23 protein-coding genes are annotated in these 25,428 nt (G+C 68.4%); 13 read left to right on the top strand and 10 right to left on the bottom strand.

Features of this window, described 5'->3' with window-relative positions:
* Positions 1-22 precede the first annotated feature (22 nt).
* Entirely contained in the window at positions 23-1,504 is a 1,482-nt protein-coding gene (locus NS4_RS27195; protein ID WP_063062346.1) for a hypothetical protein, read from the bottom strand.
* 55 nt (positions 1,505-1,559) lie between these two features.
* Positions 1,560-2,654, bottom strand: a complete 1,095-nt coding sequence (locus tag NS4_RS27190; protein WP_063062345.1) for a hypothetical protein — start codon at positions 2,652-2,654, stop codon at positions 1,560-1,562.
* A 154-nt stretch (positions 2,655-2,808) separates the two neighbouring features.
* Here NS4_RS27190 and trmB point away from each other — a divergent pair, with 154 nt between their 5' ends.
* From trmB to NS4_RS27175, 3 genes are read left to right on the top strand one after another with little or no spacing between them, the layout of a single operon-like run.
* Positions 2,809-3,627: a tRNA (guanosine(46)-N7)-methyltransferase TrmB gene (trmB, locus tag NS4_RS27185; RefSeq protein ID WP_063062344.1), complete on the top strand. Its 819-nt coding sequence runs from the start codon at positions 2,809-2,811 to the stop codon at positions 3,625-3,627.
* Positions 3,627-4,355, top strand: coding sequence for an NYN domain-containing protein (locus tag NS4_RS27180; RefSeq protein WP_063062343.1), 729 nt, complete (start codon positions 3,627-3,629; stop codon positions 4,353-4,355). Before trmB ends, NS4_RS27180 begins: the two co-directional genes overlap by 1 nt.
* Positions 4,356-8,018: an MMPL family transporter gene (locus tag NS4_RS27175; protein WP_063062342.1), complete on the top strand. Its 3,663-nt coding sequence runs from the start codon at positions 4,356-4,358 to the stop codon at positions 8,016-8,018.
* 18 nt (positions 8,019-8,036) lie between these two features.
* Here NS4_RS27175 and NS4_RS27170 read toward each other — a convergent pair whose 3' ends face one another.
* On the bottom strand, positions 8,037-8,687 hold the full coding sequence (locus NS4_RS27170) for a DUF1707 SHOCT-like domain-containing protein (protein ID WP_157106281.1): 651 nt from the start codon (positions 8,685-8,687) through the stop codon (positions 8,037-8,039).
* A 122-nt stretch (positions 8,688-8,809) separates the two neighbouring features.
* On the bottom strand, positions 8,810-10,129 hold the full coding sequence (locus tag NS4_RS27165; protein WP_245665766.1) for an AI-2E family transporter: 1,320 nt from the start codon (positions 10,127-10,129) through the stop codon (positions 8,810-8,812).
* 136 nt (positions 10,130-10,265) lie between these two features.
* Between NS4_RS27165 and NS4_RS27160 the strand changes: the two genes are divergently transcribed.
* From NS4_RS27160 to NS4_RS27140, 5 genes are all read left to right on the top strand, one after another.
* The gene (locus tag NS4_RS27160; protein ID WP_063062357.1) at positions 10,266-11,744 is read left to right on the top strand and encodes an adenylate/guanylate cyclase domain-containing protein; all 1,479 of its coding nucleotides are present in this window, start codon (positions 10,266-10,268) and stop codon (positions 11,742-11,744) included.
* Between the two features lie 65 nt (positions 11,745-11,809).
* Positions 11,810-12,913, top strand: coding sequence for a lysylphosphatidylglycerol synthase transmembrane domain-containing protein (locus tag NS4_RS27155; RefSeq protein ID WP_063062340.1), 1,104 nt, complete (start codon positions 11,810-11,812; stop codon positions 12,911-12,913).
* Between the two features lie 389 nt (positions 12,914-13,302).
* Positions 13,303-14,568, top strand: coding sequence for an FAD-dependent monooxygenase (locus tag NS4_RS27150; protein WP_169811822.1), 1,266 nt, complete (start codon positions 13,303-13,305; stop codon positions 14,566-14,568).
* The gene (locus NS4_RS27145; RefSeq protein WP_063062338.1) at positions 14,561-15,274 is read left to right on the top strand and encodes a TetR/AcrR family transcriptional regulator; all 714 of its coding nucleotides are present in this window, start codon (positions 14,561-14,563) and stop codon (positions 15,272-15,274) included. Before NS4_RS27150 ends, NS4_RS27145 begins: the two co-directional genes overlap by 8 nt.
* A 129-nt stretch (positions 15,275-15,403) precedes the next feature.
* The gene (locus NS4_RS27140; RefSeq protein WP_063062337.1) at positions 15,404-15,772 is read left to right on the top strand and encodes a DUF3054 domain-containing protein; all 369 of its coding nucleotides are present in this window, start codon (positions 15,404-15,406) and stop codon (positions 15,770-15,772) included.
* A gap of 15 nt (positions 15,773-15,787) precedes the next feature.
* On the opposite strand, the gene NS4_RS27135 is transcribed toward NS4_RS27140, so the two are convergent.
* Positions 15,788-17,383 carry an NTF2-like N-terminal transpeptidase domain-containing protein gene (locus tag NS4_RS27135; protein WP_084487778.1) on the bottom strand — a complete coding sequence of 532 codons (1,596 nt, stop codon included), beginning with the start codon at positions 17,381-17,383 and terminating at the stop codon, positions 15,788-15,790.
* 388 nt (positions 17,384-17,771) lie between these two features.
* Between NS4_RS27135 and aroQ the strand changes: the two genes are divergently transcribed.
* Entirely contained in the window at positions 17,772-18,236 is a 465-nt protein-coding gene (aroQ, locus tag NS4_RS27130) for a type II 3-dehydroquinate dehydratase (protein WP_063062335.1), read from the top strand.
* Positions 18,237-18,258: 22 nt separating this feature from the next.
* Here aroQ and NS4_RS27125 read toward each other — a convergent pair whose 3' ends face one another.
* A complete protein-coding gene (locus NS4_RS27125) occupies positions 18,259-18,714 on the bottom strand; it encodes a nitroreductase family deazaflavin-dependent oxidoreductase (RefSeq protein ID WP_439955814.1) in 456 nt (151 codons plus the stop codon).
* A 268-nt stretch (positions 18,715-18,982) separates the two neighbouring features.
* Here NS4_RS27125 and NS4_RS27120 point away from each other — a divergent pair, with 268 nt between their 5' ends.
* The gene (locus NS4_RS27120) at positions 18,983-20,080 is read left to right on the top strand and encodes a zinc-binding dehydrogenase (RefSeq protein WP_063062333.1); all 1,098 of its coding nucleotides are present in this window, start codon (positions 18,983-18,985) and stop codon (positions 20,078-20,080) included.
* Between the two features lie 53 nt (positions 20,081-20,133).
* On the top strand, positions 20,134-20,445 hold the full coding sequence (locus NS4_RS27115) for a GNAT family N-acetyltransferase (RefSeq protein ID WP_063062332.1): 312 nt from the start codon (positions 20,134-20,136) through the stop codon (positions 20,443-20,445).
* A 153-nt stretch (positions 20,446-20,598) separates the two neighbouring features.
* Here the strand turns inward: NS4_RS27115 and NS4_RS27110 are convergent, their stop codons facing one another.
* Positions 20,599-21,360 carry a lysophospholipid acyltransferase family protein gene (locus NS4_RS27110; RefSeq protein ID WP_063062331.1) on the bottom strand — a complete coding sequence of 254 codons (762 nt, stop codon included), beginning with the start codon at positions 21,358-21,360 and terminating at the stop codon, positions 20,599-20,601.
* Between the two features lie 126 nt (positions 21,361-21,486).
* Between NS4_RS27110 and NS4_RS27105 the strand changes: the two genes are divergently transcribed.
* Positions 21,487-22,146 carry a YqgE/AlgH family protein gene (locus NS4_RS27105; RefSeq protein ID WP_063062330.1) on the top strand — a complete coding sequence of 220 codons (660 nt, stop codon included), beginning with the start codon at positions 21,487-21,489 and terminating at the stop codon, positions 22,144-22,146.
* A gap of 52 nt (positions 22,147-22,198) precedes the next feature.
* Here the strand turns inward: NS4_RS27105 and NS4_RS27100 are convergent, their stop codons facing one another.
* The 3 genes from NS4_RS27100 to NS4_RS27090 all read right to left on the bottom strand — a co-directional run bounded on the left by NS4_RS27100 (position 22,199) and on the right by NS4_RS27090 (position 24,601).
* A complete protein-coding gene (locus tag NS4_RS27100) occupies positions 22,199-23,008 on the bottom strand; it encodes an ABC transporter permease (RefSeq protein ID WP_063062329.1) in 810 nt (269 codons plus the stop codon).
* Complete coding sequence (locus NS4_RS27095) at positions 23,005-23,967, bottom strand: ATP-binding cassette domain-containing protein (protein WP_063062328.1); 963 nt, start codon at positions 23,965-23,967, stop codon at positions 23,005-23,007. Before NS4_RS27095 ends, NS4_RS27100 begins: the two co-directional genes overlap by 4 nt.
* A 121-nt stretch (positions 23,968-24,088) precedes the next feature.
* Positions 24,089-24,601 carry an EXLDI protein gene (locus NS4_RS27090; protein WP_063062327.1) on the bottom strand — a complete coding sequence of 171 codons (513 nt, stop codon included), beginning with the start codon at positions 24,599-24,601 and terminating at the stop codon, positions 24,089-24,091.
* A gap of 213 nt (positions 24,602-24,814) precedes the next feature.
* On the opposite strand from NS4_RS27090, the gene NS4_RS27085 reads away from it, so the two are divergent.
* Entirely contained in the window at positions 24,815-25,318 is a 504-nt protein-coding gene (locus tag NS4_RS27085) for a hypothetical protein (protein WP_063062326.1), read from the top strand.
* Positions 25,319-25,428: the final 110 nt, after the last annotated feature.

Genomic DNA, 25,428 nt, shown 5'->3' with positions numbered 1-25,428 from the left:
CCGATCAATAGGGGTGGACAAACTATTTTCCGGCCACCGGGGACCACTGCTCCAGTATCTGCCGGTCGCGGGCACACGCGGCGAGGCGGCCGGGCTGTCCGGTGGTGGCGCGGCGCAATGCCGCCTCCAGTTCGGCCACCCGGCGGTCCACATCCACCATGCCGGCCGCCGCGGCTCGCACCATTTCGTCGGAGAGGTCGGATTCGGTCTCCACCAGCGCGGTCACCGCTCGCTGCTCGAGCTGGGCTTTCACATTCGCCACCGCGTCGGCGACCCACTGCCGCAGGTGATCGCGGTCGGCGAGCTGGCGCCGCGCCCGCACCACCCACGCGGCCGCGCCCGCACCGAGCAGCAGTGTCACCGGCACGCTCGCCACGTCCAATGCCGGTACCAACGCCAGTGGCGACACCATCAGCCGTCCCAGACCGACTCCGGCCGAGGCGCCCAACACGATCATCAGGTGATCTTCGACACCCCCGCGCCGGGGTTGCGGATCCGGACCGAGCGTGGGCGCGGGTTCGTACCGCGGCGTGGGCGTCCCCTCCGCGAGTGGGACGCTCGCCGGGTGCGCGGCCGCCGCCCGCGCCCGCAGTTCGGTCAGCCGGGCGGCGATATCCAGGTCCACCGTCCCGGTCAACTGCCCGACCGCCTGCCGCAACCGCTCCGGGAAGTCGCGCCCGCCCCCGCGATCCATGCTGTCCAGTTCGGCCCGGGCCTCGGCATGCAATCCCCGCACGCGGGAGCCGACCTGAGTGAGCAGATCCACCCGGGCCAGGTTGATCTGGGCACGCAGGGTGGATACCGCCACCGCGCGCCCGCCGTCCCGATCGGCGAGCAGCCGGGCCCGTTCCGCTCGCAGCAGCTCGACTTCGGTGCCCGACCGCAGCCGGGCCTCCTCCTGCGCGATTCGTTCCCGGGTTCCGGCGACCACCTGGGCGAGGGCTGCCGCGCGGCGGGCGCCCGCGGTAGCGGTATCGGTGGTGAGCGCGACCAGCCGGGCGTGCAGCGCGGCCAGCCCGGAACGGTCGAGCAATGTCGAATCGGCCCCGGTCCGGGCCGCCAGGGCCAGCCGGGCCGATACCGGCACGATCTCGCAGTCCAGCTCCGCGGCGGCCAGCTGCTGAGCGCTGCGGTCCCGGACCAGCTGCCAGTCCTTGTGCGCATGGGTACCGTTCAGCACCAGCAGTACCCGGGCCCCCGCGGCGCACAGCCGGCGTACGGTGTCCAGCTCCGCCGCACCGATCACCACGCCGGCGTCGAGGATCAGCAGCACCACACTGCCCGGTGCGGCGTTCACCCACGGATCGGCCGTGGGCGCGCCGAGCTCGATCCGGGGTTCGAGATGGGTGAGTTCGGTACGCAACAGGGCGGTGTTCGCGTCATCGGCGCCGATGAGCCGCACCTCGGCCACGGCGCCGGAGACCGGCATCGTCCGCAACAACGCCATACCCTGCGGATTCCAGCGCGCCACCACCTCGGCCACGGCGTCGGGCAGCGTATGCACCGCCGCGGCACCGGACGACCCCCGCGGGTCCGGCGGCCTTGCCCCCGGACCCGGGTCAGAGTCCGACACTGCTCATCCGCTCCCACATCCGGACGTAACCGTTGTGGACCCGGATGGCCGCGCGGCGCGCACCCGGCGCCATATCCCCGGCCACCACCGCCCGCCACCGGATGGCGCGGGCCAGCGCGTCGTCGGCGTCCTCGGGCTCGGGCCGGGGATAGCCCGCGGCCAGATGAGCTACTTCCGGGTCGACCAGACCGCCGCACAGCGCCAGCCACCGCGCCTCGTCGGTGTCGAGGTATTCGGTGATCAGTGCCCGCGCCCGGCTGCGTCCGTGTGGCACGGCACGCACCGCCAGCCGGGTCAGTTCATCGATCAGGATCCCCGCCCGGCGGGATACCGCCTGCTGATAGCGCTGCCCGAGCAGTCGCGCCACCGGATCGACCCCGCTGACAATGTGCAGCATCTGCAGGACCGTCTGCGGAGCGAGGTCCGGTTCCCGTTCCAGAGCGGTCAGCACACAGGCCAGCCCGTACAGATCCCAGCGTTCGAGCAATTCCGCGCGTTCATCGGTATCGGGGCCCACCGCCGGTGAGACGAAGGCCTCGGCGGACAACGCCGCCGCGATACCGGACTGCGCCAGCCGGCGCAGCAGCGCCAGATCGGTCTCCTGGAACGCACCGGAAACGGTCCGCGCGGCCAGCGAACCCACCATCGGGAACGTGGGCAGCCGGAATTCCCGGGCGAACTGCCGGGCCGCGTCCACCGCGTCCGCCCAGCCGGTGCCGATCGCATCGGCTTTGTTCAGCACCAGGATCGTCCGTTCCGGGCGCAGCGACTCGAGTAACCGCCGGTCACCCGGGGAGGGGGTACTGGCCAGGACGTAGATGACGATATCGGCGTCGAGTACGGGATCGGGGAAGCCCGGTTCGTCGACAGGCGCGGTCTCCACCGCCTGTCGCAGTCCCAGGGCCCGGGCCACCGTGGTCCGCCCCGCCCGGGTGCGGCCGGCGACCTGCGCGCGCGGCAGGGTCCGCCAGCGCTGCACCGCCACCTCGATACCGTTCGCGATCCCCGCGTCGGCACTGTCGCCCATCCGGAGCGTGGAGATCAGCCGGTCCAGCGGATCTCCGGCGCCGCCCTCCCGCATATACCTGTCCGATCCTTCGACTGCCGACACGCGCCACACCCCCTTCTTCCGTGCGCATTCTGTCAGAACCGGGGCCGCTACGCGCCGGGTGCGCCGCGGCCCGCGCTACCAACGGGTAGCCCCCGGACCGGTCCGCTGCGGCCCGGAAGCGGCCATGCTGGACAATAGGGCTGTGAACGACGCCGTGCACCCCAGCTCCGAGTCCGTTCCGGTTGCCCTCTCGGAAACCTCCGGCGATACCGGAGGCCCGCGGCGACGGCACGCCGGTTCCCGGCTCTATCCCAGGGTCACCAGCTTCCGGTCCCGGCGCGGCGCACTCACCCCCAACCAGCAGAAATCATGGGATCGCAGCTGGCCGGTACTCGGCCGCGAAGTCGCCGACGAATCGCTCGACGCCGAGGCGTGGTTCGGCCGCTCGGCTCCCCTGGTCATCGAGATCGGCTGCGGTACCGGAACGGCGACCGCGGCCATGGCCATGGCCGAACCACATCTGAACCTGATCGGCATCGAGGTCTATCAGCCCGGGTTGGCCCAGCTCGTCCAGCGAATCGAACGCGAGGAGATCGGTAATATCCGGCTGCTACGCGGCGATGCCGTGGACGTGCTGGAGAACATGATTGCTCCCGGATCGCTGACCGGTGTGCGCGTATTCTTCCCGGACCCGTGGCCCAAGGCGCGCCACCACAAGCGCCGGTTGCTGCAACCGGCCACCCTCGCGCTCATCGCCGACCGGCTGCGCCCCGGCGGGATCCTGCACGTGGCGACCGACCACGCCGGGTACGCCGAGCACATCGCCGAGGTCGGCGCGACCCAACCCCTGCTCATCGGGTTGAACGGGACCGTGGGGGGAGCCGGTACCGCGCAACGCGACACCGCGCCGATCGGTTTCGAGCGGCCGGTCACCAAATTCGAGAGCAAGGCACACACCGCCGGTAGTGCGATCAACGAGTTCATATGGGGCAAGATCGAATGATGAGCGTCAGTGAGATGGCCCCGGCCGGCGACGAGGTTGCCGGAAGTCTGCACGAATCCGGCGACGAGTCGGTAGGGCCGGATACCGACGGTCTGCGGCGGGTCCTGCTGGTCTGGGACGCGCCGAACCTGGATATGGGACTGGGCGCCATCCTGGGTGGGCGGCCCACCGCCGCCTACCGGCCTCGCTTCGACGCGCTCGGCCGGTGGCTGCTGGCCCGCACGGCCGAACTCTCCGTCGGGGAGAAGAACCGGCTGGAGCCCGAGGCGACCGTGTTCACCAATATCGCCCCCGGCACCGCGGATGTGGTCCGGCCGTGGGTCGAGGCGCTACGTAATGTCGGTTACGCCGTTTTCGCCAAGCCGAAGATCGACGAGGATTCCGATGTCGATTCGGATATGCTCGGCCATATCGCCGCGCGCACCCGGGGCGCGGGCCTGGCCGGGATCATCGTGGCCTCGGCCGACGGCCAGGCCTTCCGGGAACCTTTGGAGCAGCTCGCCTCCGACGGCATCCCGGTTCAGGTACTCGGCTTCCGCGAGCACGCGAGTTGGGCAGTAACATCCGATACTCTCGAATTCGTCGACCTCGAGGACATCCCGGGAGTTTTCCGTGAACCGCTGCCGCGGGTGAGCCTCGACTCGCTGCCCGACGAGGGTGCCTGGCTGCAGCCGTTCCGGCCGCTGTCGGCGCTGCTCACCTCTCGCCCCGCACAAGGAGTCGCTTAAGTGTTCACCCGCTGGGGCGATCTGGTCTATCGGTTGCGATTCGCCGTCATCGGAGTCGTCGTCGCCGGGATGCTGGGCCTGGGGGCCTACGGTCTCGGCCTGGCCGACCATCTGAGCTCCAGCGGTCTGTTCGATCCGAACTCCGAATCGGTGAAGGCCGCCGAACTGTCCGACGAGGCGTTCGGTCGCGACCACAACGCCGATGTGCTGGTGCTCTACACCGCGCCCGAGGGCCAGACCGTCGACAGCGATCCGGCCTTCCGCGACAAGATCGTCGACAGCCTGAACCGGCTGCCCCGGGAGCATCCGGACCAGATCGCCAAGGTGAACGGCGCCTACTGGAAGACCGAGACCGGCGAAGCCCAGCCCGCGGTGTTCGGCTCGCAGGACAAGACCAAGACCTTCGCCTCCGTCGCGATCGTCGGCGACAACGACACCGATATGGTGCGCAACTATCGCGCGGTCAAGGACGTCTTCGATATCGAAGGCGTCAATGTGCAGGTCGCGGGCCTGCAGCCGGTGGCGGGCACCCTGAACGACACCATGGCCCACGATCAGCACCGGATGGAGATCCTGGCCATCCCCGCCGTGGGTGTACTGCTGTTCTTCATTTTCGGCGGCGTGGTCGCGGCGGCGTTGCCGCTGATCATCGGCGGCCTGACCATCATCAGCGCCAACGGCATCATCATGATGCTGACCAAGTTCACCGAGGTGAACACGTTCGTCGGCGCGGTCGTCTCCATGATCGGGCTGGGTCTGGCCATCGACTACGGCCTGTTCATCGTCAGCCGGTTCCGTGAGGAATTGGCCGAGGGTTACGACACCCGCGCCGCGGTCCGTCGCTCGGTGGTCACCGCCGGACGCACGGTCGTCTTCTCCGCGACCATGATCATCGCGAGCCTCGGCGGCCTGCTGCTGTTCCCGCAGGGCTTCCTCAAATCCATGGCCTACGGCACCATCGCGACCGTCGCGCTCGCCGCCCTGGCCTCGATCACCCTGCTGCCCGCCATGCTGAGTGTGCTGGGCAAACGGGTGGACATGCTCAGTTTCAAGCAGATCCGCAAGACCAAATCCGCCGAGGAGGTGGAGGCCAGTTTCTGGGGCCGGGCCACCACCTGGGTCATGCAGCATCCGCTCAAGATCGCCATTCCGATCTGTGTGCTGCTCCTGCTGCTGATCATCCCGGTGAAGAACCTGGCCTTCGGCGGTATGAGCGAACGCTACCTGCCGCCGGACAACGACACCCGAGTCGCGCAGGAGGAATTCGACAAAACCTTCCCGCTGCGCCAGTCCGACCCCATCCAGCTGGTGTTCGTCAGCGAGGACACCCGGGCCATCGCGAAGGTGATGCGCGAGGCCGACAAGGCGCCGGGCCTGGCCGACGCGTCCGGTTTTTCGGTTCCGTCCGAGTCGCCGACGCAGTCCGGGGTATTCCGTAGCAGCGCGACACTGCTCGATTCCGAGGACTACCGGCCGACCGTGGAGTATCTGCGGGCGATCGAAGTACCCGACGGCGTGACCATGTACGTCGGCGGTCAGCCGACCCTGCAGGGCGACAGTATCGACGCGCTGCTGGACCGGATGCCGCTGATGATCGCCCTGGTGCTGCTTGTCACCACGGTGCTGATGTTCCTCACCTTCGGCTCCTTGGTGCTGCCCATCAAGGCGGCGCTGATGAGCGCGTTGGGCCTCGGCTCCACCCTCGGCATTCTCACCTGGATCTTCGTCGACGGTCACGGTGCCGGGCTGCTCAACTTCACGCCGCAGCCGATCATGTCGCCGGTGCTGGTGCTGATCATCGCGATCATCTACGGCCTGTCCACCGATTACGAGGTGTTCCTGCTCTCGCGCATGGTCGAGGCGCGCGCCATGGGAGCCTCGACCACCGAGGCGGTGCGGATCGGCACCGCGCACACCGGGCGCATCATCACCGCCGCGGCTTTGATCCTGCTGGTGGTGACCGGCGCGTTCGCGTTCTCCGATCTGGTGATGATGCAGTACATCGCCTACGGCATGATCGCGGCGCTCATCATCGACGCCACCATCCTGCGCATGCTGCTCGTGCCGGCGACCATGAAGCTGCTCGGCGACGACTGCTGGTGGGCCCCGGCCTGGATGAAACGGATCCAGCAGAAGATCGGCCTGGGCGAACCGATCCTGGCCGATGAGCGTCCCGGCGGCGGCGATGTGGTCGACCTGGTCAAGACGACCCCGGTGACCGATCCGGTCACCATGCAGATGCCGGCGCTCGACACCGAGAAGCAGCGCAAGACCCCGGTGCTCAAGCGCACCCGCGAGGAGATCGAGGCCGCCGCGCCCACCGCGCATATGCAGACGGTGTCCAAGGGTCAGCGCAAGACCGGGGGCAAACAGGCCCCCGCCGGCCCGAAGGCACCCAAACAGCAGATGCCCACCGCACCGGACCCGACCCGGCCGCGCGCCAATCCGCCCGCCGACGGGCCGGTCGAAGCCGGCCGCGGCGCAGCCGAGGAACCCGGCCGCGGACCACGGTCCACAGAGGGCCCCGCCCCACAGCCCGCCGCGTCGCAGTCACCCGCGGAAGGCCCGGCGGCGCCGAAGCGGGGCCCGCAGCCATCCGGCCCGGTACCGGGCCGCCTTCCCGGCCGCGCCCCCGAACCCGGCCGCGGTCCGGGCGCTCCCGTCGCCGACCCGGGCCGTGCTCCCGCCCCGCGCAACGACTTGCGGCCGCTCCCGGGTAGCCGGCCCGGACCCGGCCGCCTCCAGCCGAACCAGCCGGGCCCGGAGCAGCCCGCTGCGCCGTCGGACGCACCGCGCACCCCGCCCGGTCCGGGTGGTCCGGCCCGGCCGCAACCCGGTGCGTCCCGGCCCGGTTTCGCCACCCCGAACCTGCGCGGTCTGTTCGCCTCCGAACCGACCGACGACGGGGAGGCCCAGAACGCCGGCGGTCGCACCGTCTACCCGAGCCCCGCCGACGCTCCCCCCGTGCCGCCCACCCCGCAGCAGACCCGGACCAGCCCGCGGCCGGACAGTTCACTGCGTATCCCCGGCGCACCCGGACAGCCCGGCGGCGCGACCCGACCGCCCGCACCGCCGCGCCCCGCGGCGCCCGAGGGCCGGCCGCCCGGTCGTCCCGGCCCCGGACAGCCGGGCGGGTGGGCAGGCGACGGCAATCGTCCGGGGCCCGGGCAGGGTCCGGCGCGACCGCCCGTCCCGCCCCGCCGCCCCGGGCCGGACGGACACCCGGCCCCGGCGGATCCGCGCCTGCGCCAGGACCACGGTTCGCAGCCGCGCCCGATCCCGCGAGGTCCGGAATCCGGCGGCCCGCCCCTGGCCGGACCCGCCTCGGGTCTGCCCGAACTTCCGCGCCGGGTACCGGGAGCCCAGCCCCCGGGCGTACCCGGTCTCTACCCCGCACCGGAGCCGCCGACCCGGCCCGCCGAACGCCCGGCCCCGGCCGGATCGCGGCCCGACAGCCTGGCCCAGCAGTCCGCCGGTGGAGTCGGTCCGCAGCAGAACGCCGACCCGCGCGAACGCAACAGCATCGAATCGTGGATGGCGGGGCTGCGGTCCGCGCGACGTCAGCAGGCCGGGATGCCGGCCGACGACTCGGGCCGCCACCAGCAGAGTGAGGGTCGTTCGGTCAGCGTGAACGAACTACTGCGCCGCCGCGAACAGGACTAGCGCCGCCGCAACGACGGCTCAATGCCCGAGCAACCGGCGCCAATGAGCGGCGAAGGGTTGTTTGGCGGTGACCGAGCCGAACCGGACCCGGCCGTGCACCAGTAGATGCAGCGGTCCGATCGGCGGACCGCTGCGCACCTTGTTGTTCACGCTGGACCCGATCAGTTCCAGGCCGTCCAGATCGACCGTTGCCTCCTGCGGCACCACCAGAGTGAGCGAACTGGCGTAGTCGTCGACCTGGATCTCCACCACCTGGGTCGTCATGATCGCCTGGGTGAAATCCAGGGTTACGCCGGACAACCAACTGTTGACCCGCATCATCGGGGCGACCTGCCAGTTGCCCCGGCGATTCACCCCGGACATCCGCGGCCGGATGACTCCGCCCTGCACCATCCCCGACAGCCCCGCGCGGGCGGCGTCCCCGGGTTGCGGTAGCGGCACGGGTTTGCCGTGACCGCCCCGCGCGGTGGCGGGTTCACCGATCAACCGGACCCCGGGCAGGTCGACGAGCACCGAATTCAGTTCGCCGCGGGTCCTGGCGGCCAGCGCGGTGTCCATCCGCTCGGTGAACTCACCCAGGGAGAGCATGCCCAGACCCACCGCGCGCTGCAGGAGCTGCCCGACATGTTCCCGTTCGGCGTCGGATACACGCAGGTCCCGGTTGCCCACCTGGCCACCGGAACCCGCACCGTCGAATACCGGATCGGGGCCGTTCATAGGACCGAGATTACCCAGCACAGCCCGGATCCCGCATCAGGGCATTCCCCGATGCGGGGGTGGCAGGGGGCACGTCAGCCCTGCTCATCTCCGGTTTCGGGCCGGGTGGTGGAGGTGCTGCGTTCGGGGTCCGAGCCGTCGCGGCGCGGCGGTAGGGCGACGGTCCGGGCGAGTGGTAGCCGGCGCTGCACCTCGGCGAGCAGGGCCCCGAGATCGAAACGGCCCAGGACCTGGGGGCTGTTGCTCACGGGATGCTCGCCGTCCTCCGGTGAATCCGGTTCGGCCACATAGATCCCTTTACGGTCCGGTGTCAGTTCGCCGAGCAATTCCTCGGGGTCCGCGGCGAGCAGCGAGCGGATCGCGGTGTTCAGCACCGCGACCAGCGGTACCGCCAGCAGGCCGCCCGCGATACCGCCCAGCACCACGCCCGCGGCGATCGCGAGCACCACCGCCAGCGGATGGATCCGGACGGCACGCCCGAGCAACAACGGTTGCAGCACATGACCCTCCAGCTGCATCACCGCGACAATGATGCCGAGCACGATGAGCGCGGTAACGAAACCCTTGGTCACCAGCGCGATGAACACCGCCACGAAACCGGCCAGGAAGGCACCGATGATCGGGATGAACGCGCTGATGAACACCAGCGAGCCCAGCGGCAGCGCGAGCGGCACGCCGAGCAGGGCCAGCCCGGCGCCGATCCCGATCGCGTCCACAGCGGCGACCACGACGGTGGCCCGCACGAAACCCACCAGCGAACCGAACCCGAGTTCTCCCGCGGTGCGTACCCGTTCCCGGTGCGGGGTCGGCACGACGCGGGTGACGAACCGCCAGATCTGGTCACCGCTGTAGAGCAGGAAGATGAGGATGAACAGGGTGAGGAAGGTGCCGGTCAGGATATGGCCGATCATGGTCGCGGTGGTCAGCGCGCCGCTGGTGAGCGTGTCCTGATTGGACTGGATGGCCCGGACCGCGGCATCGCCGGCATTGCGGATCTGGTCGTCGCTCAGGTGCATCGGACCGTTGATGGCCCAGTCCTGGACCTTGTGGATACTGTTGGTGAACTCGTCGGACAGCTGCGGCACACCCACGATGAACTGCTCCACCACGAAGGTCACCACGCCGGCGACCAGCCCGAGCGAACCGACCAGCGCGACGAAAACCCCCACCCCGCGGGGCACCCCGCGGCGCTGCATCCAGTCCACCAGCGGCGCCAGCAGCGCGGCCGCCAGCATGGCGATGGCCAGCGGGATCACCACCGTGTCGAGTCGCCGCACTGCCGCCGCCAGCACCGCGACCAGGGCGAAGATCACCAGCAACCGCCAGGCCCATTCGGCGGTCTGCCGGACGATGGGGTGAACAGCGTCCGCGGCAGATGGTTTCGGGTCGGTCACTCCGCCGAGCCTAACGCGCGGGGCCGGGGCGGAGGCGGAGGTAGGGCCGACCGCACAACCCGGGAACACGGGGCCCTCGGCCCCGGGCGCTAGATTGGTACACGTGTCAGCGCCATTGGAAGCGGTCAAACAGACCATGCATACGCGCTGGCCTTTGTACCTCACCTCGATGCTGCTCGCGAATGCGTTCGGCGCCGTATTGGTGTGGGCGTTCATCCAGTACGGACTGCCGGTACCCGAAGGCGAGGAGCCGGGTACCCGGCAGATCGGACTACTGGTCCCGGCCGTCGTCTTTCTCACCGGTGGTTTCCTCAGTGTGGCGGCCTCGGCCCTGATGCTCCGACCGGTGATGCGCTGGCAGGTGCGCGGTGGTCCGCCCAGCCGGCAGGAACAGATGGCCGCCCTGCACGCGCCGCTGCGGCAGGCGATTCTGCATCTTGCGCTGTGGATCCTCGGCGGCGGGGTGCTGGGCGCGGCGATCATCTCCGAGACCCCGGCCCTGGCCGCCACCGTGATCATCACCGAATGTATGGCCGCGACCATCGTATTCGGCTTCACCTACATGCTCGGTGAACGTATTCTGCGCCCGGTGGCGGCCGAGGCACTCACCGCCGGGCGTTTCGACCACACCCTGACTCCCGGCGTCGGCACCCGGATGGCGATGACCTGGGGTATGGGCACCTTCGCCCCGACCATCGCCATCGTGTTGCTGTGTGTCACCCAGATCTCCTCGGATGTGAAATTCTCCGCGCAGTCGCTGGCGGTATCGATCCTGCTGCTGTGCGGGGTGGTGATCATGCAGGCGCTGGCCCTGTCCATGCTCACCGCGTCCAGTATCTCCGACCCGGTCCGCCAGCTCAGCCAGGCAATCGACCAGGTGCAGAACGGTGCCCGCGATGTGCAGGTGGAGGTCTTCGACGGAAGTGAGATCGGGCTGCTACAGGTCGGTTTCAACCGCATGATGGAGGAGGCGGCCACCCGGCAGCGGCTGCAGGAACTGTTCGGTCAGCATGTGGGCGCCGAGGTGGCCCAGCGCGCCCTGGACTACGGCACCGAACTCGGCGGGGAAACCCGCTTCGTGGCAGTCCTGTTCGTGGACATGGTCGGTTCCACCGCGACCGCCGCCGAACACCCACCGACCGAAGTGGTGAGCCTGCTCAACGAATTCTTCCGGGTCGTGGTGGATGTGATCGACCGCCACCACGGGTTCGTCAACAAATTCGTCGGCGACGCCGCCCTCGCGATTTTCGGTGCCCCGCTGGACCGCCCGGACGCGCCGACGGCCGCGCTGGCCGCCGCCCGCGATCTACGTGAGGCATTGCGCGCGGTCGCCGGTCTCGATATCGGTATCGGAGTTTCCGCGGGCTTGGCGGTCGCGGGGAATATAGGTGCGGCCAATCGCTTCGAATACACCGTTATCGGCGATCCGGTGAACGAGGCGTCCCGGCTCACCGAACTCGCCAAGGACCATCCGGGCCGGGTGCTGGCCTCCGGTTCGGCGCTGTATTTCGCCGAGGACAGCGAGCAGCGGCACTGGACGGCGGGCGAAGAAGTGCAACTGCGCGGCCGCCGCCGTAAGACGCGATTGTCCTGGCCGAGCGAAACCGTGGACTGACCCGCTCACGGCGGTATCGGACCAGGCAGCGGACTTCGGCGAAGGGTGTCCATTAGGCTGGGCCCGTGACGGCCAACGGTGATGCAGCGGACGCCGCTGCTGTGCCCGGAGCCGGAGAACCGGAGCATACCGGGAATCGCGGTCGCAGAATTCGGTGGCTCAAATGGCTGGCCGTTTCGATCGTGCTTCTCCTACTGATAGGCGAAGCGTTTTATCTGTGGCCGCGATTACACGAATCGTGGCGCAAACTCACCGAAATCCATTGGGGCTGGGTGGCGCTGTGTATCGCGGCGCAAATGCTGTCCATGACCGGATTCGGCCATGTCCAGAAACAACTGCTGCGTGCCGGCGGTGTCGAGGTGAGCCAGCATCGCTCGGTCGCTGTGGTCTACGGCGCCACCGCCATGTCGGTGACCCTGCCCGCCGGTCAGGTGTTCTCCACGGCGTTCACCTACCGGCAGACCCGGCGCTGGGGCGCCAGCCCGGTGGTCGCCTCGTGGCAGCTGGTCTTCTCCGGTGTGGTCTCCGCGGCGGGCCTGGCCCTGATCGGCGTGCTCGGCACCGTGCTCGCGGGCGGCCGGGTGGGTCCGGTGAACCTGCTCGTCTCGGTGGCCGCGGTGGTGGCGCTGGTCTGGGCGGACAATTACGCCTCACGGCATCCGGGCACGCTCGAGAAGGTGCTGCGCCGGGCGCTGCTTCTGGTGAACCGGATGCGTAAGAGGCCCGCGGAAACCGGTATCGACAAGATCCGGGAAATGCTCGACCAGGTCGAATCGGTGAAACTGGGCACCCGGGACGGCGGGTGGGTCACCTGGTGGGCGGTGATCCACCGGTTCGCCGATATCGTCTGCCTGGGCGCTGCCTGCTATGCCATCGGCGGCGATCCCCGCTGGGCGGGACTGCTGATCGCGTTCGCGGCGGGTAAGGCCGTCGGTTCGATCCCGTTCGCCCCGGGTGGGATCGTCTACGTGGACGCGACGCTGATCTACGGTCTCACCGCGGCCGCCGGACTGCCCGCGGCGCAGGCGGTCGCCGCCGCGTTCGTGTACCGGCTGGTGAGTTTCGTGCTGATCGCCGTCATCGGCTGGATCGTCTTCGCGTTCCTGTTCCGCACCCGCAATGCCGAGGACGACGAGTACGAGAAGGAATTCTCCCAGCGCATCGCCTGAGCCGGCGGCGCACACCGTCGCCGCGGCGCCGCGGCCGTTCGATATCGTCCACACGCCGACAACTCGTCAGGAGCCGGCCGCGTGAGCGCACTGCCGCGTCGGCGGCCCGGGTGTACGGATGAACGGTGACCAGGACCCGCCGGGTTGTGCCGTAGTCGGCGCGGAGCCGCCGAGTGACGACAGCGACAACTAACCGGCCTCATGGTGGACCTACGGTCGCGCGACGACTTTGCTCTGCCGCGCGTCGGCCCATCCCTTTGCTCCGAGTGGGCCGGGCGGGCAATCGGGTTCGCACAAGAGGCGCTGAACACGTTGCTTCCTCACCCGTATCGAAGCGCTCACGCCTCGAACTGACCAAATGAACAAACGGGTCAGTTAGTCTCGGGAATGTGAGTGAGTTCGATGGAAAACGAGTTCTTGTAGTCGGAATGGGCGTCAGCGGCCTCGCTACCGCCGCGAGGTTGCACAGGGCCGGGTGGACGCCGGTCATCGTGGAGCGCTCGCCGGTCCGGCGCTCCGGCGGCTACTTCGTACTGCTGTTCGGCGCGGGCCGCGCCGCCGCACAGCGACTGGGGATTCTCGACCAAATGCACGATCGCACCACGGCCACACCGGCGCTGGACCTGGACCGCGACGGCCGCGTCCGTCCCGGTGTGCCGATCAGCGAACTGCCCGGCCGGCCGTGGATGATGCTGCGCGGTGACGCCGAAAAGGCCGCCTACTCGGCACTTCCCGACGATGTGGAGGTCCGCTTCTCGACCGTGCCGACCGCGATCGAACAGGACGGGGCCGGCGTCACGGTGACCCTGCACAACACCGAGGCCGACACATCGGCCACCGAGCGGTTCGACCTGGTCGTCGGCGCGGACGGTTTGCGTTCCACAGTGCGCACCCTGGTGTTCGGTCCGCACTCCCGGTACCTGAAGCGACTGAATTACATGATCGCCGCATTCGCGTTCCCGGGCACGCCCGCCGGTCTCGCGCCACAGCAGGGCGCCACTTTGTTCGAACCCGGCCGCTCGATGTGGGTGTTCCCATTCGCCGACCACGATCCCACCATTCTGCTGACCTATCGGACCGACGACGTCGACGCCGAATTCACCCGGTCACCCGCCGACCGCGTCCGCGCCGCCTTCGGCCCGGCACCGCTGGGCGGTGTTCTCGGCGAGGCCGTCGCCGCACTCGAGTCCGCCGACACCGTGCTGTTCGATTCCGTGGAGCAGGTGCGCATGGACAGCTGGTACAGCGGCCGGGTGGTGCTGATCGGCGACGCCGCGTGGTGCGTGACCTTGTACGCCGGGATGGGTGTTTCCGCCGGTTTCGCGGGTGCGGACCTGCTCGGCACCATGCTGGAACGGCACCCCGACGATATCGAGGCCGCACTCGGCGAATGGGAGCGCGTGCTGCGCCCCTATCTCGAGCATTACCAGGACAAGGCCATCGATCAGCGCCGGATTTTCGTGATGGACAACCGTTTCCAGATCATGGTGCGCCGCGCACTGCCGCTGTTGTCGCGGACGAAACTCGGTAAACGGTTCGCCGACCGGGTGATCGACACTGCCGACATCATCGAATTCAAGAACGCCGATATTGTCGGAAAAGTACTGCGCGATCTTCCGCCGACCGGCCCGCACGAGAGGACTACCGTTGCCTGAACTTCCCGAGCACAGCTCGCCCAAGGCCGCGCGTATTCTCGCTGCCGCGGAAGATCTGCTGCTCGGGACCGGCAGCAAGGGGATGACGATCGCCGACGTAGCCCGGAAGGCCCACGTCGGCAAGGGCACCGTCTACCTGTATTGGGACTCCAAGGAGGACCTGCTGATGAGCGTGGTCGGCCGGGATTTCCTCGCGATGGCCGAGGAGATCACCGCCGCGGTGATCGCCGACCCCGACCTGGCTCGCCCCTCCCGGCTGTGCCCGTTCTTGCTGCGCGTCGCGGCCATGCACCCGTACGCGAACGCGTTGATGGCCCGCGACGATAAACTGCTCGGCGCGCTGGCGGCCGATCGGCGGATCACGAGGCTGTTCGACACCCTCGGACCCGACGCCATGATGCACGATGTCCTGCCCTTCTGGCGGGCCGACGGCATGGCGCGTACCGACTGGCCGCTGGCCGACCAGGCATTCGCCCTACAGGCACTCACCACCGGGTTCCTCGCGACCGCGGCCGACCGCTCGCCTCGGTCCCGCACCGTCGACCCCGAGTCGGTGCTCGCCGCCGCCGTAACCGCCCTGCTCGGCCCCGAGAACGCCACTCCAGACCAAGTGAAGTCCACCGCCGACAAGGGCTTGCGGCTGCTCGCGCAACGACGTGCGGAAGTATGGGAAAGCATCAGCCGGACATCGGCCGACGCACGATGACCCGAACGCCCGGGCATTACGGCTTGCCGTTGTCCCGGACAGCGTCTTCCGGTGAACAGCGGGTGGGGTGGCACCACACAGTGGTGCCACCCCACCCGCTACTTCGACACACGCTCTAAGCTGCTCGGAGTGAAATGGGTCGCTGCGATCGGTGCCGACTTCGTCCTGGTGGTGCTGTTCTGTGCCATCGGCCGGCGCAGTCACGAGGAGGCCGTGCTCACCGGTCTGCTACATACGGCGTGGCCGTTCGTGGCCGGACTGGCCGTGGGCTGGGTCGCGGCGGTACTGCTGGAGCGCGTCCGGGCCGGTACCGACCCGTTCGACGGGTCGCGCCTGTGGCCCGCCGGTGTGGTGATCTGGTCGTGCACCCTGGTGATCGGCATGCTGCTGCGGGTGGTCGCCGGTCAGGGCACCGCCTTCAGTTTCATCGTGGTGGCGGCGCTGGTACTGGCCTTCTTCCTGCTGGGCTGGCGAGGGGCCGTCGCGGCGATCAGGTGATCACCCGGCTGCCGCTCATTCGTCCGGCTTCGCCAGCGCCTGCAGCATCCGCTCGCCCATACGGACGACCATATCGCCGCTGTCGACATCGGCGATATGGATGGCGAACGCCAGATCACCCATGCTCGCGATCAGCCAGCCGTCGTCGCCGGCCTGCGCCGAGAAACCCGCGACGTCACGGAATCCGCGCAGCCTTGCCATCTGCGGTGCGTTCATCCCGTCGCGCATCGCCGCGCGCAGGGCCGCGGCGACGGGGCCCGGCAGCGGGCCCATGGGTGCGTCGGTTTCGCCGGGCCGGCCCCGTTCGAGCATCGGCGGGCGGGTCGCGCCGTTGGTGATGGCCGCGGCCGCGATCGCCATACCGAACGGGCTGACCAGCAGCGCATCCGTTCCACCGCCCTGGCGAACCGGCTCGGCTCCGCCCGCCCCGGCCGGGCGCCCGGTCACTTCCTCGAGCCCCGGGACCCGGAAGTCCACGCCGACGCCGAGCATGGCGGCCGCCTCGATCACCTCCTGGTCGGTGACGTCCTCGGGCGCTTTGCCCTTGGCCGCCCCGGCCGCCTTCCTGAACAATTCGATGGCACCGCCCACGGGGTACAGCCCAGTGAACGCGACGGGGCCCTGCGCGCTCGAGTAGTTGTTCTGTGCCGCCGCGACCACGGCTCCGGTGGAGGGCTGGGTGACCACGATGGAGGCGGGTGAACCCACGCTGACCACGGCGTCCTCGGCAGCGCGCTGCAACCGCTGGTCCATGGTGCCCGCGATATCGGGACCGGCCGGACCCTGGCTGCCCGCCAGCTGTTTGACGAAGCGACCGTTCTCGAACAGTTGCACACCCCAGCCGGAATGCTGGTCCTGGCTCTGCTCCCAGACCTTCTTCATGGCATCGAGCATCGGCGAGAAGATCCGGCGATCGGAGACGATGAGCCGCGGCTCCTGTTTCATCACCACGCCCGGAATCGGCGCCATCCGCGGTTCCAGGATCGCGAAATCGCCCTCGCGCAGGCTGACCGCCGTAATCGGCTTTCCACCGGCGGCGGCCAGGTCGTCACGGAGTGAGGCGCCGGTGATCAGGGGCGCCACCGGTTCGATGGCACGGGCCAGCGCGTCGGTGGAGGCGACCGGGTCGGGCATCCGCGCCGGGTCGAGCTCCACGACATTGATTATCTGCTGGGTCATCAACGGTTTACCGATATTGTCGACGACCTTCGGCGGCGGGTCCGGCGTGGTGCGCACCAACTGCACGGTGCGGTTCTGGCTGAGCTCGGGCATGACCACGGCCGGGTCCCAGGAGATCCGCCAGCCGTTCGCGAGTTTGCGTACGGTGCCCTCCAGCCCGTAGGACCAGTTCTTCTGCTCGCCGAAGTTCCACCCGACGTCGAGGCTGAAGATGCCGGATTCGGCATCGAGTCCGATGAATTGCGCCTTCTCGTAGTCGACGGTGCCCGATTCGAGCCCCTCGAACATTTGCTGAAGGGTCGCCGAAGCCGCGGAGGGGTAGGAGGTCAACTCCGCTGCGCCGGCGTAGTCGTGCTCGTCCAGCCGTTCGGTGAATTGGTCGACGACCGCTTCGGGCCCGGCCGCCTCGGTACCGGACCCACACGATCCCATCGCAACTGCCAGAGCCGCCACCCCCACAAGGGCTATTGCGCCCCGGAAGCGAAAGCGGCGGGATCCCCTCACGTCCATGTCGCCCACTCTTCACTCTTGTCACACCGGTAACAAGACCACCGTACCTGAAAAATGCCTGCTTGCGAGTGATCGCAAACCCGAAACCATACCCTGTCCCACCGTGTGCGGTTGCGGCCGAGCCCAACTCGTCGCACAGCAGACCATGATCAATTATCGGGGCGCCCGAGACCACCCGGCGACGCTACGCTACCGATCGATCAGAAGCGGTGCGCCGTTACCCCGCGAGTCCGCATTCATCGAAGAGATACCCCGTTACGGTAGCCCAGAATCATCCGCCCGCGCGTGAGGTGTCGGTAGGGTTGCTGTCATGTCCGATGCCGCCGTCCCGCAAACCTCGAGCACCCCGATTCTGGTCCTCAACGGGCCCAATCTGAATATGCTCGGCACTCGGCAACCCGAGATATACGGCTCGGAAACCCTCGACGATGTAATCGAATTGTGTCGTCGGGCCGCGGCGGCGCACGGGCGGGAGATCGCCCATTTCCAGTCGAACTCCGAGGGCGCGCTCATCGACCGGATCCACGAGGCGCGCGGCACGGTGTCGGCGATCGTGATAAATCCCGGCGGCCTGACCCATACCTCGGTGGCACTGCGCGATGCGCTGGTCGTTCCGGAAGTGCCGATCGTCGAGGTGCACATCAGCAATGTGCACGCACGCGAGGAGTTCCGCCGGCATTCCTACGTCTCCCCCATCGCCGACGCGGTCGTCGCCGGGATGGGCATCCACGGTTACGCCGCGGCGATCGAATTCCTGCTGACCCGCCGGATCTGACGCCCGGCCCCCGGGCCGCGCCTCACTTCGCGCTCTCGATCCGGAAAACCGGGAAGCCCGGGGCGATTCCGGCGAGTTCGGCATCGGTGGAGTCCTTGGTGATGCCCTCGAAGAAGCGGCCGACTTCCCAGCCCCACCGCTCGAGGTAGAGCCGCAGCAGCGGCACCTTGTCCGCGTCGGCGACCTCGACGGCGGTGAAGACCTCGGTCCGCCGACCGAGCCGCAGCTCGCCGGTACCGGCCACCCGCAGATTGCGCACCCACTGCGTGTGGCCGCGCGGCGCCACGAGGTAACGCTGCCCGTCGGCGGCGGTCATGAGGTTGACCATGGTGGTCCGCCACTCCCCGGACTTGCGGCCGCGCACCGCCAGCAACCGCGAACCGGCGACGCTGATCCCGAGTTTGGGCAGCAGGTTGGCGAGCCGGTTGAAGATCGGATCGAAACCGGTGGGGGCGAGGTAGCGGGTCGCGGTGGACATCATCTTCTCCTTTGTGAGCAGTGCTCTCTGTTGTGAACAACAATCGCACCTTCCGGCGCCTATGTCAAGAGCAGTGCTCTCCTTTACTCGAATACGCAGGTGTGACCCCATGCCGGACCGCATAAGCGCGATGGTTCGGGCGGCAATTCCCGGCCGCACGGCCGAACCGGCTCCCGGCAGCACGTTTTTCTGAGACGGTGGTCAGGCCCGGCTGTTCCCACACGCGACATCGGGCGCATGTGCCGGAACGAACGACGAGGAGAGTGGCGTGCGGGCCGCAGTTTTTCACGGAGCCGAACCCCGATTGGTGATCGAGGACATCCCGGTGCCGGTCCCCCGGCGCGGCGAGGTCCTGTTGCGGGTCTCCGCCTGCGGGGTCTGCCACACCGACCTGCACGTCCTGCGCTCCGAGGTGAAATTTCCCGCGCCCGCGGTCCTCGGCCACGAAGTATCCGGCGTGGTCGAACAACTCGGCGAAGGCGTGGAAACGGTCGCGGTCGGCGACAACGTGGTCTGCAGCTTCATCATGCCCTGTGGCGACTGCCGCCATTGTGTCCGCGGCGCCGAGGACCTGTGCGAAAAATTCTTCGCGTACAACCGGCTGGGCGGCACTCTGTACGACGGCACGACGCGCCTCGCCCGTGCCGACGGAACTCCGCTGGCCATGTACTCGATGGGCGGGCTCGCCGAATACTGCGTGGTGCCCGCCTCCGATGTCTTCGCAGTACCCGCGGATATCGGACTCGAGGCCGTATCGATCCTGGGTTGCAGTTCGTTCACCGCGCTCGGTGCCGTGCACACCGCCGAGCTCGGGCTCGGCGACCGGATCGCGGTGGTCGCGGCCGGCGGCGTGGGCTCATCGATCGTGCAGTTCGCGGCGGCGAGCGGGGTCGCCCAGATCATCGCGATCGATATCAGCGACGACAAACTGGCCGCGGTCACGAAACTCGGCGCCACCCATACGGTCAACTCCCGCACCGAGGACGCCGCGGCCCGGGTCCGGGAGCTGACCGGCGGGCACGGAGTGGATGTGGCGTTCGAGGCGCTGGGTAGCGCCGCGACGTTCACGACGGCCCTGGACGTACTCGACGACGGGGGCAGGGCGGTGGTGGTGGGAATCGCGCCCGCCGGTGCCACCGGCGCGGTGGATCTGGCCCGGCTGGTACGCCGCAAATTGCAGATCCGCGGCTCCTACGGCGCGAAGGCGCGCACCGATATGCCCGCGCTGCTGCGGATGGTCGCGGCGAACACGGTCCGGCCGCAGGAGGTCATCACCCGCCGCTACTCGCTGGATCGGGCCGATGAGGCCTACGGCGCACTGGCCCGCGGTGAGATCGTCGGGCGGGCGATCATCGAAATGGACTGAACCGCCGCGCATATCGATGCGAAAATCGCCCGCCGAACGAGTAACGTCGAGCCATGCCGACGGAGGTCCGCAACAACACCGCACTGGAACGCTTCGAAATCACGATCGAGGGCGAGGTCGCGGGATATACCGAATATCAGGACACCGTCGGCGAGCGCGCATTCGTGCACACCGAGGTCGACTCGCGATTCGACGGCCGGGGTTACGCCCGGACCCTCGTCGGGGCCGCCTTGGACGCCACCCGCGCCGAAGGGCTCGGCGTGTTGCCCATGTGCCGGGCCGTCCAGCATTTCATCGAGACCACACCGCAGTACCTGTCGCTGGTGCCGCACTGGGCCCGCGATCGCCTCGGTCTACCGCAGTAGGGCCGCGGTAGCTATACCGAGAAGCGACAGTCCAGCGCTGCGGAAACCATCCTTGTCGCTGGTGCCACACCGAGCCCGTGACCACCGCGGGCCGGCCGCACAGCCGGAGCGATCCTCCTTCTGGAACGAACCCGCCCGGTGCCGCGGGCGCTCTCAGTATGCGGCTATCGCCCCGTCGAGTGCCCGCTGGAGATCGTCGCGGACCAGCCGGGCGATCTCCGCGGGCCGGGCCGGGAGTTCGGTGCGCGGCGCCGTGAAATGGAAGCTCGCGTATTTCGCCTCCTCCTTGGTCGGCTCCACCGCAGGGTCGGGGCGAGGACCGTAGCTCAGGCCCAGGCAGAGCAGCGCCGGCCGGACCCCCGACCTGGCCGTTCGGAAGGCGATATGCCCGATACCCGTGCCGACCGCCTGCACCCGCGCCGGATCGACAACGTTGCAGGTCCCCTCCGGGAAGATCGCCAGGCTGTCGCCACCGGCCAGGCGTTCGGCACAGATATCCATCATCCGCTGCCCGGCCGCGTTCACCGCGCGCAGTCCGTGGTCTCTCCCGCGGAACACCGGGATACCACCCATCATGTCGATGCGGCGGCGCAATTTGGCCTGCTCGAACAGCTCGTCCTTGGCCAGCACCCGGGTGCGGCCGATGATGGGCCGTAGTTCACTGCGCCAGGCAGCGGCCGCGAGGGTGTAGGGGTCCAGCCGCGACAGATGGTTCACCGCGATCAGCAGCGGGGTCCGGGAGCGGATGAGGGCACCGATCGCCTCGCGCGCCCCGGCCGCGTAGCCGATCCGTGGCCGGTAGCGCCGCCCGAGCAGGGCGTAGGCACCCATCGCCTGCAGGCGGTTCTGCCGGTGTTCGCGGTAGAAGGCATACACTTCGTCGCTGTTGTCCAGGAGCACCTCGGGGGGACGCATACGCTGACTCTACGAGGCTGTCGCGGTATGTCCAGATGGCGCGGAAACGGCGGCCGGGCGGACTTCGCGCGAAGTGAACAGTTGATCAGAGCGGCACAGTCGGGCAATAACTGCGATGATGGCCAGGTGGCGCAGGCAGATGACCCCGATGATCGCAAGACCCGGGGCGGCCGCGGTGACGGGCATGAGCCCGAACCTGGTCGTCGCGGTAACCGGCAGGGTGAGCAGACGGTACGGGCCGGGACCCTGCTCGTTTCCTCGACCGACCTGGCCGAGCCCACGTTCCGCCGCACGGTGGTCTACATCATCGAGCACAACGACGCCGGAACGCTCGGGGTGGTGCTGAACCGGCCCAGCGACACCCCGGTGCACGATGTGCTCCCGCAGTGGGCCGAACTGTCGGCCCGGCCGCACACCCTGTTCGTGGGCGGGCCCGTCAAACGGGACGCTGCGCTGTGCCTGGGGACGCTGCGGGTGGGCGCGTCCATCGACGGGGCGCCGGGGTTGCGCCGGGTGGACGGCCGGGTGGTGCTGGTCGATCTGGACGCCGAACCGGACCGGATCGGCCCGCTGGTCGAGGGTGTCCGCATCTTCGCCGGGTACGCGGGCTGGACCTTCGGCCAATTGGACAGTGAACTGGCCAACGACGACTGGATCGTGGTGTCCGCTCTGCCCAGCGACCCGATCGCCGGCCGCCGCACCGATATGTGGGCCGAGGTGCTGCGACGGCAGCCGCTGCCGCTGTCGCTGCTGGCCACCCATCCGATCGAGGTCGAACGCAACTAGCGCGCCGAGATCCCCGCCGGCGGACCGGCGGGGACAGGCACAGGCGGGTGTGTCAGCGGCCCCGGCGGCGGAACACCGTGGTCGACCAGAGGAAACCGCCCAGGCCGATCACCAGGCACCAGCCCAGCGAGATCAGCGCGTTGTTTCCGATGGCGGTGCCCATCAGCAGGCCCCGTATAGTCTCGGTGAACGGGGTGAACGGCTGGTATTCGGCGAACCAGCGCATCACCGTCGGCATGGTGTCGGTGGGCACCAGACCGGAGCCGAGGAACGGCAGCATCATGATCGGGAACGGCAGATTGCTGGCGCTCTCCGGGTTCGGGGCGATCAGTCCGAACGCCACCGACAGCCAGGTCAGCGCGAAGACGATCAGCAGCAGGAAGCCGATCGCGAGGACCCATTCCAGCGGCGTCGCCGACGGGCGGAATCCCATCAGCAGCGATGCCCCCAGCATCGCGGCCAGGGCGAGCAACGCCTGCACCTGGACGCCCAGCACATGGCCGGTGAGCAGCGAGGACTGTGAGATCGCCATGGTCCGGAACCGGTTGACGATGCCCTTGGTGACGTCAGTGCACACCGATACCGCCACCGAGGCGGTCAGATAGGCCGGCAGCAGCAGGAGCATTCCGGGGGCCAGGTAGTCGATGTAGTCGACGCTGCCGCCGTCGGGACCGGAGCCGAGACCGCCCTCGAGCGCACCGCCGAAGACATAGTTGAATATCGCCAGCAGGACGATCGGCATGATCGTGACCGAGATCGTCATGCTCGGATAACGCCGCGCCTGTAAGAGGTTGCGCCGCAGCATGGTCCAGGAATCGGCCAGCGGTGCGGCCGTACGCGGCGCGTGGGTGAGAGTGGTCATCGCACGGGTTCCTTGTCTGCGGTGGGGGTTCCGGTGAGGGTGAGGAAGACGTCGTCCAGGTTGGGAGTGTGCACGGACAGGCCCTCGGCGCGAAGGTGATTGGCGTCGATGCGGTCGAGTACCGAGCGCAACGAGCCGAGACCGCCGTCGCCGGGCACGGCGAGGATCAGTTCCTCATCGAGGGTCCGTGCGGTGGTACCGAAAACGGATGCCGCGGCGCGGAGCCCGGCGGCGTCACCGAACTGCACCCGGATATGTCCGCCGGGGACCAGCCGTTTCAATTCGGCCGAGGTGCCCTCGGCCACGATCCGGCCGTGGTCGAGTACGGCGATCCGGTCGGCCAGCTGGTCGGCTTCCTCCAGGTACTGGGTGGTGAGGAAGACGGTGACCCCGTAGTCCTGGACCAGGCCGTCGATGATCTCCCACATGGTGCGGCGGCTGCGCGGGTCGAGACCGGTGGTGGGCTCGTCCAGGAAGATGATGCGCGGATCACCGACCAGGGTCATGGCCAGGTCCAGGCGGCGGGTCATGCCCCCGGAGTAGGTGCCGGCGGATTTGTCGCCCGCCTCCAGCAGATCGAAGCGTTCCAGCAGTTCCTGGGCGAGTACCCGGCCGCGCTTGCGCGGAATATGGTGCAGATCCGCCATGAGCTGGAGGTTTTCCCGCCCGGTGAGCAGTTCGTCCACCGCGGCGAATTGCCCGGTGACACCGATCGCCGAGCGCACGGCGTCCGGCTCGGTGGCCGGGTCGTGTCCGCCGACGTGGATATCACCGTCGTCGGCGGCGATCAGGGTGCTCAGGATCTGCACGGTAGTGGTCTTGCCGGCGCCGTTGGGACCGAGCAAGGAGTAGATGGTGCCCTCGGCGACGGTGATATCGACACCGTTGAGCACCACCTTGTCCCCATAGGACTTGCGGAGACCGGCCGCGCGGATGGCCGGGCTGCGTCCGTTGTTCATGGTTATCCTTTCGAATATCAATAATTTGATGCGAATATGAGCATGTTTTATCGACACCGCTCCCCTGGTCGCGGTGCGGTGTTTTCAGTACGCGGTCACGGCCGTGTGCGGCCGCAGCGGATCAGATATCGAGTTCTTCCACAGGTGGACGGTCGGCGACTCCCGAGATGCGCCGGTAGAGCTGGTCGGGAATCTTGTCCCGCAATTCCTCCAGAGTGTCCACAACCGTGAAAACATAGTCGCCCCAGTCGTGCTCGATACCGAGCATGCGGCGCCAATTCTTCAGGTCGCGCAGCCAGTTCGCCGATTCGGGATAGTCCGACCAATTCGAATACTGCTCGTGCAGCGCGTATTTCCCCTTGCGACCCCGAAACACCCGGATGTGTTCCATGCGCTCATCGCCCACGTCCCGGTGTTCACCGAGCAGGGCGCCCTGGAAGCGCACCTGCCGGACACCGTTGTGGCCGACCCGGAGCACGATCTCCTCGTACCCCTCGACCTTGCCCTCCTCCAATTCGATGAAGCGTTTGAGCGCGGTGACCACCGCGCCGGACAGATTGCCGCCGACCAACTCCTGCGCGCGCTGGAACAGTGGCAGATCGTCGTCGGCGACGTAGATGGTCTTGTTCGGCATGAACCAACTATACGTAGACATATACGTACACACAATAGCGGCGGCATCCACAGTTCACGCCACTCCGCAGTGAGGCCGCTCACCCCACTTGACGGCTATCTATTGAACGTGCCGTTATTTAGCGGTACGGTGAGTGATGTTCCGATAAAGCACTCCAGTGAGTGTGACCGCCCCGGATCCCGCACCGGGGCGCGACCGAGTGAGGACCCGCCGATGAACACGAACCCCGCACAGCGCACCCGCCGCCTCGCCGCGCGAATCGCCGCGGTCGCGGTCATCGCCCTCACACCGCTGGCCGTCACCGCCGGCTCCGCCCTCGCCGACCCCGGCCAGGCGTCTCAGATCAGCGATTCCCACGATTCCGGCGACAGCTTCGGCGATAGCGACGGCTGGAACGGCAACGGGGATTTCGGCTGGGACGACAACGGCCAGTACGGCTACGTCGATCACAACCGGCAGAACTACGACGGGTACGAGGACCACCTCAACAGTGGCGGCAACCAGTTCCCCGACCGCGATTCACACAGCGACAACGGCAGCTACGACCAGCCGGCGGATTGGGATCGGGCGGACCACGGCGGCGGCACTCAGAGCCCGGCCGCCTGGAACGTACCCAACCCCCACATCCCGGCGCCGGCGCCGAGCCTGCTGCCGGCGGTCCACCTCCCGCTGCCGCAGCTGCCGTTCGCACTGCCCGGCCTGCCGCCTTTGCCCTGAGCCGGGCAATACCGATGGCAACGTCATCATGTTGCCGTTATATGACGGTTCGATACCTGGCGAATCGTTACAGCTAGCCCGGAACAGAACGGAGCACACCATGACCATCA

It is taken from the genome of Nocardia sienata NBRC 100364 (assembly GCF_001613205.1).
Taxonomy (GTDB): domain Bacteria; phylum Actinomycetota; class Actinomycetes; order Mycobacteriales; family Mycobacteriaceae; genus Nocardia; species Nocardia sienata.
The sequence above is the reverse complement of the archived record's forward strand: the minus strand, read 5'-3'. Positions and strand labels throughout refer to the sequence as shown.